The organism is Halomonas sp. 25-S5 (genome assembly GCF_029889845.1).
In the GTDB taxonomy this organism is placed as follows: Bacteria; Pseudomonadota; Gammaproteobacteria; order Pseudomonadales; family Halomonadaceae; genus Halomonas.
The window spans coordinates 23,874-37,681 of the sequence record NZ_JARANV010000020.1; the positions used below are offsets into that span (position 1 = coordinate 23,874).

The following is a 13,808-nucleotide window of genomic DNA, read 5'->3' on the forward strand; positions in this document are numbered from 1 at the left end:
GACAGGTAAACATCGCCATTGCGGAGGGACCGCGGTGATTCAGCGTTTCATGAATCCTGGCACCAGTCGATCGCTGTTGGTGGAGCACCCGGCCGAACTGCTCTACATGTGCAAGGCCGAGGGCAGCCAGAGCGCGATGCCCCGCGCCATGCACCGCCATGACGGCCGTACCGAGATCGTCTTCATCCGCGAAGGCCAGGGCACGCATATCATCGGCGGACACGAGTACCAGACCCACAAGGGCGACGTACTGATCTACAACAGCGGTATCCTGCATGATGAATCCGCCCGGCCCGAGGTTGGCATCACCGCCTACTGTTGCGGCTTCCGTGGGCTCAAGCTAAGGGGGTTGCCGGCCAACTATCTGGTGTCCGAGCAGGGGTGCCCGGTGCTGGCCAGTGGCGAGCAGCAAGCCGCCTTCGAGGGCCTGATGCAGTTACTCTACGATCAGGTAGGGCAGGTCGGTGCCGCCGAGACCTGCCACCACCTACTGCAGGCATTGGTACAGATGGTGGGGCGGCTGCTCGAGCGGCCGGAGCCACGCCTCGATATGCCCGGTTACGACCTCGGCGAGGAGGTTCGGCGCTACATCGACGAGCGCTATGCCGAGGAACTCGATCTGCAAGCCATCGCCCAACGCTTCAAGGTCAGCCACTTCCATCTCGCGCACCGCTTCAAGGCCACGGTCGGCTGCTCGCCCATCCACTACTTGATTCGACGCCGGGTCGGTGAAGCCCAGTCCCTGCTGATCAACACCGACCTCAGCGTCGCCGATGTTGCCGAGCGAGTCGGCTATCGCCATCCCAGCTACTTCAATACTGCCTTCAAGAGAGTCGTCGGCGTGACACCCGGGGTCTACAGGAAACGGTACCTCACTGGCTGAAGTGCTGATGACGAGTATGTGCCGGGTCCCCGAGCTCGACAGATAGAAGTGTAAACCACTGATTAGCCTGGAGATGAAACGCCTTCGAGTGAAGTGCTCCCCTCTGCTCGGATCGTGGTGAGGTCGTCAAAGACGATCGACAGCTCTTGATCGATCAGCGTGTGCCAGCACCTCGTTGAGGGCTTCGCTGCAGTCCGACAGGCTGTCCATGGTGCACCACAGATGCTGATGACTGATGGAGGCGGTGTCGACGTCAGGCACCAGCACATCTTCCCATAGCGACGCGGGCCGGATTTGGTGACGTTGACAAGCATGTCATCACCATATCGAGCCGTTCAAGCTGGTTTCGGCCAGCCCGTACGGCTCCTCATCATAGATGCCTTTCGATGACGTCGCGGGTCTGCGCCGGCTCGAACACGCTATCGAAGACCCACTGGCCGAAGCCGCCCTGCTCGTTGACGGCCTTCACCCAGGTCTCCATGGCGGTGCGCTTCTCGGCGTTCTGCTGGCTGTCCTGGCCCTTCACCTCGAGCACCAGGGTCTTGCCGTTGGCGAGTCGGATCAGGTAGTCCGGCACGAAATTGCGCGATGAGCCCCGCCACAGGTAGCGCACCTTGAAGTCGAGGTGGTCATTCTTGGCCCAGGCGGCAATGCTTTGGTGGTCCTCGCAGATATCGGCGACCATCTTCTCCCAGGTGCTGTCGTAGACCACGTGGCTGATCTGCGAGCGCTCCGTCGGGGCACATGGCTTGGTGGTAAGCCAGGGCCGCATGTAGGCCGTGGCGCCGATAGGCTGGTGCTCATCGAAGATCAGCTCCTGACGCTCCACGTTCTGCTCGGTGACGTGGCGATTCACATGGCCTACCACGGTGTCCATGTTTAGGGCGAACAGCAGGCGGCGGCGCACCGGGTCCTGATGCCAGAGGCTGGGGATATCCAGCTTGTCGCTGGAGAGGAACTGCTCGACCAGCCGGATCAGCTGCACCGCGAGGTACTGCTTGTCGCCCCCGAAGGTGGCCTGGTTGTGCTGGTAGAGCTTGCGGGCCGCGCGGAAGATGAGGTGCTGCAGCCGGAACTCCTCCACCGCCCGCTCGAGGTCGATCTCGGTGACCATGGCCAGGTTGGGGGAGCCGGTCAGCGAGGGGGCGATGTCGGCGTTGAGCGGGGTCTGGGCCGGGTCGAGGGTCAGCGTAGGCACGCTCTGCCAGTCGATCACCAGCGCCGGCTTGAGCACATTGTCGATGCGATCGACGTTGGGCCAGCGGATTTCCAGGTGATTGCGACCGGGCTCCACCTCGATGCGCACGCTGGGCTTGGGTGGCGGCGGTGCCTCGCCGCCTTCGCTGGCGTCCTGGAAGATCGAGAGCGGCACGCCGAAGACGTTGACGTATTCAGGGAGAAACTGGCGGTCGGCGTCCATGTCGTGGGAGACGCGGCGCAGGCCGCGGCCGATCACCTGCTCGCAGAGCAGCTGACTGGTGAAGGCGCGCAGCCCCATGATGTGGGTGACGTTGGCGGCGTCCCAGCCCTCGGAAAGCATGGCCACCGAGATGACGTTCTGCAGGTATTGCCCCGGCTGGCCGCGCTTGCCGACGGTATCGACCAGGGTACGCAGCTGCTCCTCCTGCTTCATGGCCAGCAGGTCGGCCTGCTTGTCGGCGGGGAGCTCGGCGGCCTTGATGAGGGCCTCCAGCCGGGCGGCATACTGCTTGTCCTTGCTGCTGGTTTCGCCCTGTTCGGCCTTCTCGAGCACCCTGGAGTCCACCCGCAGGGTGGCATCGGGGGCCTGGGTCTCCTGAATCAGGCAGTCGCCGCCGTTGAAGAAGTGCTCGATGCGCGCCGCGGTCTCGGTGCGGTTGCAGACGGTGAGCATCACCGGGGGAATGCTGTGGCCGGCCTCCTGCCACTGCTGGGCGGTTTCCTTCCAGTCGTAGGCCAGCAGGGCGTAGGCCTTCTGCACCAGGTCCGGCAGTGGGGCGGTGGGCTCGGCTCGGCGGTTGAGGTCTTCCTTCACCTCGTCCTCGCGGTAGAGGTGATAGAGCTTGCTGGCGTAGGTCTTGGCGTTGGCCAGGGCGTCGTCGCGCACCACCACCCGAGGCGTCTTGACCAGCCCCGCCTCGATGGCATCGTTGAGGCCGAAGTCGGAGACGATCCACTCGAACAGGCCGGACTCGGTGTTGCTCTTGCCGGTGGGGGCGAAGGGCGTGGCGGAGAGATCGAAGCAGCGCCGGATACGACGGGTCTTGTGGATACGGTCCAGGCCCTCGATCCAGCGGGTAGCCTCGTCCAGGTCGATGCCCAGTTCCTCGGCCTGCTTCTTGCTGACCTTGGATTCGGCCTGCTGGCGGTAGGCGTGGTGAGCCTCGTCGTTGATCACGATGAGGTCGCGTTCACTAGCAAGCGACCCCAGCACCCGGCGGGTGAAGGCCTCGTCGCTCTCCTTGCCCTTCTTGACCACGGAGCGGGCCTGCTCCTTCAGCGGCATCAGGGTGTGCCAGTTCTCGATGACCAGCTCGACCCGGTTGAGCTGCTGTCGCATCGCCTCGTTGGGGCAGAGGTTGAACTCGTCATAGACGTTCTGGGGGTGGCCTGGCTTCAAGACTTGCAGGCGGCTCTTCACCGTCAGCCCCGGGGTGATGATCAGCACCGCCTTGGAGAAACGACGGTCCTTGGGGTAGTGGATGGCGTTGAGGGTCTGCCAGGTGATGATCAGCGACATCACCGAGGTCTTGCCGGCGCCGGTGGCCATCTTGTTACAGATGCGCTCCCAGGGACCGCCATCCCCGCTGAGAAAGATGCCCTGCCGGTACTGTTCCTGCGCTTCCAGCAGCCAGATCAGCGTCTCGATGGCCTCGAGCTGGCAGAAGTAGAACGGGTACTGGCGCGGGCCACCCTCCCAGCGACAGGCATCCGGGTCCCAGTCACCCCGGGCGTGCCAGTGCTCGAGCAGCTGACGGGTGACGCTGGTGACGCCGGGGTAGCCATCCGCCCGCCACTCGTCCACGCGCTGGCGAATCTTGTTGACCTGCTCCAGCGGCTCGGTGCGCTGGGTGTTGTTGCGGGTGTCGAAGATCTCGTAGGCCGCGGGGCGACGGCCCTGCTGGAGGGTCATCTGCTTACCGTCGCGCTCCCAGTAGGCCGAGGGGGCATCGTAGGGCGAATTGATGATCAGGGAGTTGGCCGTCATGCGGTGGTTCCTTCTACCGTGCGATAGCCCTGCTGCCGGTGGTTCGGGACATTGGGGTAGCGCAGCTCGAGCTTGCCTGCCTTCACCAGCGGGGCCACATGCCGCTCACCGATGTTCTTGGGCGAACGCTGGAGTAGCTCGGACAGCTGACGCAGCGTGAGGAAACGGCCTTGGCAGAGCTTGAGCAGCGTCGCCTGCATCGTCTCGGGCTGAGTGCGCTTGGCGGCAGCGACCGGGGCTGCGATGCGCTGCAGTGCTTCCCACGCTGGGGCGTGCTCATCGGCACCGCTGTGGGGGGAGCTCCCTTCACTATGCGGGAAGGTAGTGCCCTTGTGGGGGGAGCTCGGCTCACTATGAGGGAACATAGTGTCGGAGTGTGGGGAGCTAGTGTCGGAGTGTAGGGAGCTAGTGTCGGAGTGTGGGGAGCTAGTGTCGGAGGACCGCTCGCTGCGCGTGGCGCGGGGTACCTCGATCACCAGGATGGCGTCGCCCTGGTAGGTCTCGACGCTGACATGGTGCTCCTGGAGAATATTGGCGCTGACCTTCTGGGGGTTGTTGAGCGTGGCCCAGAACTCACCGCGCAGCTTATCCACATCCGCCTCAGTGAGACCGGCGGTGGATGGGCTATCATCGCCCTCCTTCACCCCCAGGTAGAGGGTTCCCCCCGCGGTGTTGGCGAAGGCGCTGTAGGTCTCCCACAGGCTCTTGGGCAGCCCGCCCCGGGCCGCCTTGTATTCGGTATCGACCCCCTCATGGCGGGCCAGCACCTCGAAGAGGCTGGTTTGCTGTGTCATGGGTCAATCCAGCCGAACGACTTTCAGCGATTCGATGCCGCGGTTATCGACGATCTTCACCGCGATGCAGCGGTTGTCGCCGGGCTCGAAGGGGAGCGATTTGGTGCCGTGGTACTTGCCCAGCAGCTCCTCGTTGAGCTCTGCGCGGATGTCCTTCTTGAGCTTGTACCAGCCATCCTGCTTGCTGGCCATGGGGAAGAACACCTGGCGCGGGAAGAGGGAGCGGTCGTCGTAGTCGGTATCCAGCTCCCACACGGCGATGTCGCGCTTGCCGCCGGACTTGAGCTCGCCGCTTTTGGTGTCGAAGTAGTCGAAGCCATGCACCTCGACCTGCAGCTTGCCGTCCTTGAGGGTGTGAACCTCGACGTCCGGCTGGCCCATCAGCCAGAAGGATTCGTTGCTGCGCGCGTTCTTCTTGAGGTCCTCGGTGAGCAGATCGGTGTTCATCTGCACCTTGAGGGCCTGGATGCCCTTGATGCTGTCGATATCCTTGGCGGCCTCCGGGTCGAAGGTGAAGGCGCAGAACACCAGCAGCTTCGGCGACGGGAAAAGGTCACCGGCCTCGTTCTTGGCGATCTCCACCTGGCGCTGTTCCAGGGCGGCGTACTCAGGGCCGAAGCTGACGGCGACTCGTTCACCCCCCTTCGATGCGCTCTGCGCATCATGTGAAGAGCCGGCCACCGTCCCCACGGCATGCAGGTACTTGGCGCCGGGCAGGGTCTCCAGGTCCATCAACTTGAGGTGCTGGCCACCCTTACCGCGAATACCGGCCTTGAGCAGCTCCTCCCGCCACTGGGCATGGCGGGAGGTGGCCCCTGAGCGAGCCACGGCGACGTCGGCCTCCTTGGGCTGCTCCGCCTCGTCCAGGCCCAGCACGGTGGCGAAGGGCACCGCCTCGACGGTGAAGGGCCCGGTGATGCGCAGCTTGTCGCGGCTCACCTCGGGCTGGTCGTAGAGCACCTCCTGGCCGGCGTGGTTGGCGATGCTCTCGTCCATGCGGCGCTGCATCGTCTGGCGGGCGTTCTGGAAGGCCTCGAAGAGCGGCTTGGCGGCCTCCGGCCACTCGTCGGGGAAGTCGAAGGGGACCTCCCACTCGAGCAGCGCGTTGAGCTTGGCGGTCTCGCCGGAGGGCAGCGAGACCGTCCTGCTGTCGGGCGCGGCGAAGTCGACCTTGTCGCCCTTGCGGCCGCCCTCGGTCACAGTAAAGGTGAACGGCTCGTCCTTGATCGAATGACCTTGGAGAGAGTCGTTCAGCTCGGCCAGCGCCTGCTCGATGGCCGGATGGTACTGCGCGTAGAGCTCATCGATCTCCGGGTTGTTGGCGATCGACTTGAGGGTAATGTGCGGCACCGTCTTGTAGATGAAACCACCACTCAGCCCCTCCTGGGGATACTTCAGCTCGTAGTAGTCGTAGCTGGCGGTCATCAGCCGTTGCTTGGCCAGGGTGACCGCCACCCGGGAGGTATCGCAGGTGACCCAGCGCCGGCCCCACTTCTCGGCGACATAGGCGGTGGTGCCGGAACCGCAGGTGGGGTCCAGCACCAAATCGCCGGGATCGGTGGTCATTAGCAGGCAGCGTTCGATGATTGAGAAATTTGTTTGCACTACATAGACTTTCTGATCTGAAAACCCAGAAGATACGGTGTCAGTCCACAAGTTAGAGAATGGGTAAACAGGAAAATCCTCTAGATACCTTACATAGCAAAGAGTATTCCCTATAAGGTCTAGCCTCCCTGATTTCAAAAGGAGCTTCATCCCTTTTTCCCCAGTCTTCCAGTACCCACTTCCCGGCCTAATTTGCCTGCCAGTTATTGGTACAGGAAAGTCGCCTGGAGGTCTTTGGCTTGTCATGTTGTCAAGACGAAAGACTCGCCCGCCTTCAGGGATTCTTTCTGGTGAAAGGTCGGAAGATGACAGCCTTGTTTTACTTCCATCAAGACGCCTTAGGAGGGTGTATTGCCCGGTACCCGAACCTCCAAGCTCTTTCTTTTGGAAAACTTCTCTATATTTTACATCTTCGATGCTTTTAGCATACCAAATGACATAGTCTGAAACACCAGAAAGCAGCGAGCTTGTCGCACTGCTTGTTTTGGCTACTGTGATCAGGCTTGCAAAGTTTGTTGGGCCAAAGACTTCATCCAATAGCTCCCGGACATGGTGCAGGTTCTCATCCGAAATCTGCACAAACACCGATCCGCTATCACTTAGCAGCTCTCTCGCCAGCAGCAGTCGATCGCGCAGGTAGGTGAGGTAGGAGTGGATGCCCAGCTCCCAGGTGTCCCGGAAGGCCTTGATCATCTCCGGTTCCTGGGTCAGGTCCTCGTCCTTGCGATCCTTAACGTCCCGCTTGTTCGTGAACGGCTGGAAGTTTGAGCCGTACTTGATGCCGTAGGGCGGGTCGATATAGATCATCTGCACCTGCCCGGCCATGCCCTCCTTCTGCAGCATGGAGTTCATCACCAGCAGGGAGTCACCGGCGATCAGGCGGTTGGCCCAGTCGCGCTCGTGCTTGTAGAAGTCGATGGCCTCGCGCAGCGGCAGGTTCTCGAAAGGGGCGTGAAACAGGTCGGGCTGGAAGGCGCTGCCACTGCCGTTGCCCCCTTGCTTGCCGGCCTTCATGCGCTTCTGCACCTCGCCGAGGATGGTGGCGGGGTCGATGCGCTCGTGAACATGCAGCGAGACGGTATCCACCTCGAAGCTGGTGCGCTCAGCCTTGCCGGTCCACTGCAGGTAGGGTGACTGCAGGCGCTTGAGCTCTTCAAGCGCTGCCTTCATCTGCTCCTGGTCACCGGAGGCCAGGGCATCGTCGATAAGCGCCTCGACCTGGGCACGGTTGGCAGAGGAATCGAACTGCAGCTCCGGGTCCAGGTGCGGGTCGTAGGCCCAGGCGGTGGTTTCCTCAACACCGTCGCTGGCGGTATCCACCATGCCCACGTGGGGGTTGTTCTTGCGCTTCTCCTCAAAGCGGTAGGAGAGTACCTCGGCCTGGTCAGGCTTCTTCTGGCGCGGCCTGGTGGCCCGCTTCGGTTTGGCCTGCTGCTGGTTCAGCGGCAGCTCGGCGGGGACCTCCTGCATCTGCAGGGTGAGGTCGGGGGCAGTGGTGTCAGGGGCCGACGCTTCTTGTGGGGCCGAAGCAGCAAGACGGTACACGGAGCCGCCCCGACCGCGCCCTTTGCCCAGCACGCCCTCTGTGACCAACGCATCGCGAACCCGCTCGTAGTCTTCCTCTTCTACCCTGGCATACAGTTTGGCCGCCATCAGATTACGTAGCCGCAAGTTCCCGATGGTACCGCCGTCTTCGGGCAGGAGTAAGAGAAGCAGCTCACGTAGCTGGGCGTCGGTCTGGCTCATGGGGCGTCCCTGTCGTTCTGGCGGCGATGAATGCGCTTAGCCTGCTGATGATACAGGCCATCATGGTGAATCGGCAGGGTGGCCGCAAGGCGCGAGGTCAAGGACGGTTATCGAGGCAAGGGGAGAAACTCGCTTGTGACGCCCCGGCATGAAACATGGCTTCCAGGTCACCGGCGCATCGCTTTGTAGTGGCATAGTGAATCTGGCCACCTGATTTCGAGTGTATGAACACTCACATAGACAGTCAGGTGCGGATTTCCGATGGCACCCACTGATCAGAGTAAACTCATCGAGGATCCGGCCTTTCTCTGCGCGAGAGCCCTGTGCATAGCGCTCCCTCAGAACACCTATCAGCTCTTGCCTACCGGGAGTCGTCATTTTCTTCGCCATTACCACCACCTCAGATACTGCCCTTGGTAACTCAGTATGTGAGGCAACACCCTCTTGTGGGTAACCATTTCGGCGAGGCAATGCGCATAACCAAGCAATGACTACCTCAGCCGAGCCATGCACCCAGCCATGCCGGTGTGTCATGGCAGCAAGTAGCGGCCGCATGCTAGCCACTCTCCTTTTTCCTGACCTGGATCATGTCGCTGCCGCGGCAGGGTGCCTATCCTTCTCATGCACAATATGTGGTGTCGTTTATAGTTAAAAACACCATATGTAGTTATCCAGCCAGTGAAGGAGCACTCCATGGGAAGCCTGCAGCCCGGCACCGTCAGGGTGGCGTCGACGGTCAACGAATACCTGCAGCGTGCCGACTGGCGCGTCAATGCCAACGCCAACCAGGGCTACTCCCTGGGCGGGCTGATCCTCAACGCCTCCGGCAAGCTGATCGCCAACTACTGGCTCAACGAGGTCTACCCCACTGCGGTAAGCGAGGCCCATCGCGAGGGCGACCTGCATATCCACGACCTGGACATGCTCAGCGGCTACTGCGCCGGCTGGTCGCTGCGCACCCTGCTGATCGAGGGCTTCAACGGGGTGCCTGGCCGAGCGGAAAGCGCGCCGCCCCGGCACCTCTCCAGCGCGCTGGGGCAGATGGTCAACTTCCTCGGCACTCTGCAAAACGAGTGGGCCGGCGCCCAGGCGTTCAGCTCCTTTGATACCTACCTGGCGCCCTTCGTGCGTCTCGACCGGCTCGACTACCCGGCGGTCAAGCAGGCGGTGCAGGAGTTCATCTACAACCTCAACGTGCCGTCGCGCTGGGGCAGCCAGACGCCGTTCACCAACCTGACCTTCGACTGGACCTGCCCGGCGGACCTGCGCGACCAGGTGCCGGTCATCGGCGGGGCGGAGCAGCCCTTCACTTACGGCGAGCTGCAGGCCGAGATGGACCTGCTCAACCGTGCCTACCTCGAGGTGATGGAGGCGGGTGACTGCCGCGGCCGGGTGTTCACCTTCCCGATCCCCACCTACAACATCACCCATGACTTCGACTGGGAGAGCGACAACGCCGAACGGCTCTTCGCGCTGACCGCCCGCTACGGGCTGCCCTACTTCCAGAACTTCCTCAACTCGGACCTGGAGCCTCACATGGTGCGCTCCATGTGCTGCCGGCTGCAGCTCGACCTCAGCGAGCTGCTCAAGCGCGGCAATGGCCTATTCGGCAGCGCCGAGCAGACCGGTTCGCTGGGCGTGGTGACGATCAACTGCGCGCGCCTGGGGCATCGTTTCGCCGGCGACCGGGCGGGGCTTTACGCCGAGCTGGACCGGCTGCTCGAACTGGGTCGCGACAGCCTGGAGATCAAGCGCGACTGCATCCAGCAATGGATGGACGACGGCCTCTACCCCTATAGCCAGCGTTACCTGGGTACGCTGCGCAATCACTTCTCGACCCTGGGGGTGAACGGCCTCAACGAGATGGTGCGCAATCTCAGCGACGACCGCTTCGACATCGCCGACCCGGAGGGCCAGCAGCTGGCGATCGAGGTGCTGGAGCATGTGCGCGAGCGGATGCGGGAGTTCCAAGAGAGTACCGGCCACCTCTACAACCTGGAGGCGACCCCGGCCGAGGGCACCACCTACCGTTTCGCCAAGGAGGACCTAAAGCGCTTCCCCGGCATCCTGCAGGCCGGCACGCCGGAGGCGCCCTACTACACCAACTCCAGCCAGCTGCCGGTGGGCCACACCGACGATCCCTTCGAGGCCCTGCTGCACCAGGACCCGCTACAGACGCGCTATACCGGCGGCACCGTGCTGCACCTCTACATGCGCGAACGGCTCTCTTCGGTCGAGGCCTGCAAGACCCTGGTGCGCACGGCGCTGTCCCGCTTCCGCCTGCCCTACCTCACCGTGACGCCGACCTTCTCGATCTGTCCGGTGCATGGCTACCTGGCCGGCGAACACGAGTTCTGCCCGAAGTGCGACGAGGCGCTTCTGGCACAGCACGCCTCATCGGCCGATGCCACGGCCTGAGGCGTTTCTCCCTCGTCACACCCGACAACCGTGAAAAAGGAGCATCACATGCGCTACTCCACCGAGACCCTGCCCACCGAACAGCGCCAGCGCTGCGAGGTCTGGACCCGGGTGATGGGCTATCACCGCCCGGTCAGCCAGTTCAACCACGGCAAGCAGGCCGAGCACCGCGAGCGTAGGCACTTCAGCGAATCGACCGCCCACGCATAACGCCATCACCACCCCTGGCGCCCCGTCGACGCCGGGGCGCCTGCCTGGAAAGCGCCCATGTCAGATTCCGAACCCCGCTTGCCGCGTCTCCCCGTGGCCGGCCTGACCCGCATGACCACCCTGGACTATCCCGACCACCTGGCCGCCGTGATCTTCCTGCAGGGCTGTCCCTTGCGCTGTGGCTACTGCCACAACCCACAGATGCTCGAACCGAGAAGGGCCAAGCCCGATGAGTGGGCGGAGGTCGAGGCCTTCCTCGACACGCGCCGGGGCCTGCTGGAAGGCGTGGTGTTCAGCGGTGGCGAGCCCACATTGCACGCCGACCTGCCGCTGGCCGCCTCGCGGGTTCGCGCCCTGGGCTTCAAGGTCGGGCTGCACACCGCCGGCGTCTATCCCCGGCGCCTGGCGGCGATGCTGCCCTATCTCGACTGGGTGGGGCTCGACGTGAAGGGGCCAGACGCGCACTTCGACGCCATCGTCGGCCGGCCCGGCGTGGGCGCCGCCCATCGGGAGAGCCTGGCCCAGCTGTTGGCCAGTGATGTGGCATTCGAATGTCGCACCACGGTTCACTGGCGCGATCTCGAGCTGGAGGACCTGCACTGCCTGGCGCTGGACCTCGCCTCACAAGGCGTCGAGCGCTATGCCATCCAGCTGGCGCGCAAGGGCCAGTGCCTGAAAGAGGCCTATGCCCGCCCGATGACGTCGGCCCCCTCGACCGCCGAGCTTCACAAACTCGTGTATCGCCTTAAGCCTGCCTTCCGACGCCTGGAGCTTCGTGAATGAGTGACGTACCCCGGTTGCCAGGCCCCACCCGACACCGGGAGCGCCTTTACCGCTGTACGACCGTGCCATCCGCCGCCTAAGCTCAGCGTGTTGCCACTCCCCCTCGAGGCCGCCATGTCGGAGATCGCCAATACGCCCGAACCGCCCTATTACGCCGTGATCTTCAGTAGCCACCGTACCGAAGATGACAATGGTTATGCCGACATGGCACGCAGCATGGTCCAGTGTGGGCACGATTTGGTCACAGACAGCAAAAAGGGCCTACAGCACCGCTGTAAGCCCTTAAATTCGTGGTGCGCCCGGCAGGATTCGAACCTGCGACCCTCGGCTTCGGAGACCATTTCGAGTCATTTACCGCGCAAGACCAACTTAGCACCTAATCACCCAGAACACCACAACCACGGGCCTCGTAGCGGATTATCTGTTTGCAGCCCACACCGATTGCCAACGAAACACGTCCCTGGAGGACAAATCGCCGGTCACGGGGGGTTAAGAACCAGAATACCCAGATCGGGGAGCCTGACCTCTGGCCAAACACGATTGTTGGGGTTCTCCGCCACCTCATATGGATTTGCCCTGATCGAGCAGGCGATCCACCGGGCTGACAATCAGGTGGATCATGGTGATGAAGCTGGCCTCGCTCCGCTAGCCGCGTGTGCGTGACCCAGCTTGGAAAAGGCTGTTCATCCCTTCCAGTCGTGCATTCGTCTGTCCCGAGAGGCAGGCAACTGACCCACCGCGTTGGCGCGCCTATCGGCATCATGGCCTGTAAACCGAGCCAACCGGGCAATGGGGTACAACCGCTGAGGAAGGATTGCAGATAACGAAATCTGCGTGTGCAATCACAATTTCCGTACGGATGCAAAGCTGGGTGCTACCCCCAAAGGCACGAAGAAGACCGAGCCGAAATCAACTGCCACGATTCTTAAGCAGAAGTCGAGACCGCACTTCCCCTTAATGGGCATGAATTAAGGGCAAGCTCAGACGCCTATCAAACCACAGCATTATTTGCTAGCTCTTGAATTGGCCTTCATTGGGCAAGTGGCAAAAAAGCTCCTCATTACTGAATCGTTCACGGACCCAGACAGGCCAACAGGTGCGCCTGCTGCTCGGGCACCAGAGCTTTTCCGGCCAGAGCCGTCAGACAATCGTCGGATAGCCACTCCTGATCCAGGCCCCGCCGCCAGTCGCCTGCTTCACGCTGGCCACCCTTGCCCGTCAAGGCATCCAGGGGGTGGCCTCGATGCTCGCCTAGGGCTTCGATCATGGGCTCGAGTAGTGCCGACAGGCGAAGGTCCGGCAACCGCTGCTGCAGTCGTTGATAGATGCGCAGTCCTTCGGGATCGAGGTCACCCCAGTAAGTGAGATTGGGCAGCCTCAGCAATGTGGTCAACGTCCACTGTTCGGCTCCGTGGCCCACCAGTTGCACGCGATCGATGCCACCCAGCGCCTCTCCTAACGAGAGGCCATAGCCGTAGGAGCAGACCAGCGCCAGGCGCCGGTCGATTCCCATCCGACTAGCGTGGGTGAAGCTCTGGGGATTCTCGATCAAAAGAAGCCCTTCCGGCCTGGCGGGAACGCTGGCCAATAGCCAGGTTTCTGCAGGCGCGAAGCAATTCAGCTCGATTCCGAAGGCTCGTACCAGCTCGCTGGGCAATGCCTCCAGCAGCTTGCTGCTGCCTAGCAGGTAGCGGGCGCTGGCCACAAAGCGCGTCAATTCGTAAGCGGCGGGGAGTGCCGCCGACAACTGCTCGAGACCCGCAACAAGCTGCTGTTGATCGTTGCGGGACCAGTCGCCCAGCGTGCCCTCCAGCGCCCGTCCCCAGGCCATCTTCCGTTCAGGCGACAGCGCTAGCATCGCGTCTACCACCGGTAGTGCGGCGACAATCCGCTCGCAACGCCCGTCGCTCAAGCCGAGTCTGGCGTTCACGCGGTAATGCGGCGACACCCGGACGCCGGCGGGAAAGGAGAGCAGGCGCGCCTCGCCCAGTTCTTCGAGCACTTGCCAGGCCTGCAGCTCGCTGGTGCAGAGCCCAGACTTCTGCCATGCCTTGGCAAGCGAGATGGCTTGCCATCGCTTGCCCTGACCATGGCGAACATAGGTCCGGCGCCACTGCGCCTCAAGCCTTTCCAAAGCCTGTTTGGCCGGTTCACTTAGGTTGAGCGTCGGATCGTGCATGGC

General features: G+C 62.8%; 6 protein-coding genes and 2 pseudogenes. 4 read left to right on the forward strand and 4 right to left on the reverse strand.

Annotation, left to right across the window (positions count from 1 at the left end):
* Window positions 1-34: 34 nt before the first annotated feature.
* The gene (locus OP498_RS13845) at window positions 35-883 is read left to right on the forward strand and encodes an AraC family transcriptional regulator (protein ID WP_280553918.1); all 849 of its coding nucleotides are present in this window, start codon (window positions 35-37) and stop codon (window positions 881-883) included.
* A 370-nt stretch (window positions 884-1,253) separates the two neighbouring features.
* On the opposite strand, the gene OP498_RS13850 is transcribed toward OP498_RS13845, so the two are convergent.
* From OP498_RS13850 to OP498_RS13860, 3 genes are read right to left on the reverse strand one after another with little or no spacing between them, the layout of a single operon-like run.
* On the reverse strand, window positions 1,254-4,070 hold the full coding sequence (locus OP498_RS13850) for a DEAD/DEAH box helicase family protein (protein WP_280553919.1): 2,817 nt from the start codon (window positions 4,068-4,070) through the stop codon (window positions 1,254-1,256).
* Window positions 4,067-4,864 carry an ATP-binding protein gene (locus OP498_RS13855; protein ID WP_280553920.1) on the reverse strand — a complete coding sequence of 266 codons (798 nt, stop codon included), beginning with the start codon at window positions 4,862-4,864 and terminating at the stop codon, window positions 4,067-4,069. The genes OP498_RS13850 and OP498_RS13855 overlap by 4 nt, the downstream gene beginning before the upstream one ends.
* 3 nt (window positions 4,865-4,867) lie before the next feature.
* Window positions 4,868-8,122: a site-specific DNA-methyltransferase gene (locus OP498_RS13860; RefSeq protein WP_280553921.1), complete on the reverse strand. Its 3,255-nt coding sequence runs from the start codon at window positions 8,120-8,122 to the stop codon at window positions 4,868-4,870.
* 786 nt (window positions 8,123-8,908) lie between these two features.
* Between OP498_RS13860 and OP498_RS13865 the strand changes: the two are divergent.
* The 3 genes and pseudogenes from OP498_RS13865 to OP498_RS13880 form a co-directional block, all read left to right on the forward strand.
* Window positions 8,909-10,843 (forward strand): annotated as a pseudogene (locus OP498_RS13865) (ribonucleoside triphosphate reductase).
* Window positions 10,844-10,900: 57 nt separating this feature from the next.
* The gene (locus tag OP498_RS13875; protein WP_280549973.1) at window positions 10,901-11,626 is read left to right on the forward strand and encodes an anaerobic ribonucleoside-triphosphate reductase activating protein; all 726 of its coding nucleotides are present in this window, start codon (window positions 10,901-10,903) and stop codon (window positions 11,624-11,626) included.
* A 114-nt stretch (window positions 11,627-11,740) separates the two neighbouring features.
* Window positions 11,741-11,851 (forward strand): annotated as a pseudogene (locus OP498_RS13880) (antibiotic biosynthesis monooxygenase); the annotation flags it as partial.
* A gap of 847 nt (window positions 11,852-12,698) precedes the next feature.
* On the opposite strand, the gene OP498_RS13885 reads toward OP498_RS13880, so the two are convergent.
* A complete protein-coding gene (locus OP498_RS13885; protein ID WP_280553924.1) occupies window positions 12,699-13,805 on the reverse strand; it encodes a Wadjet anti-phage system protein JetD domain-containing protein in 1,107 nt (368 codons plus the stop codon).
* Window positions 13,806-13,808 lie beyond the last annotated feature (3 nt).

Excerpts from the sequence above, each read along its gene's own strand:
- OP498_RS13860 (WP_280553921.1), bottom strand. The coding sequence starts at position 8,122 with ATGGCGGCCAAACTGTATGCCAGGGTAGAAGAGGAAGACTACGAGCGG.
- OP498_RS13855 (WP_280553920.1), bottom strand. The coding sequence starts at position 4,864 with ATGACACAGCAAACCAGCCTCTTCGAGGTGCTGGCCCGCCATGAGGGG.
- OP498_RS13875 (WP_280549973.1), top strand. The coding sequence starts at position 10,901 with ATGTCAGATTCCGAACCCCGCTTGCCGCGTCTCCCCGTGGCCGGCCTG.
- OP498_RS13885 (WP_280553924.1), bottom strand. The coding sequence starts at position 13,805 with ATGCACGATCCGACGCTCAACCTAAGTGAACCGGCCAAACAGGCTTTG.
- OP498_RS13850 (WP_280553919.1), bottom strand. The coding sequence starts at position 4,070 with ATGACGGCCAACTCCCTGATCATCAATTCGCCCTACGATGCCCCCTCG.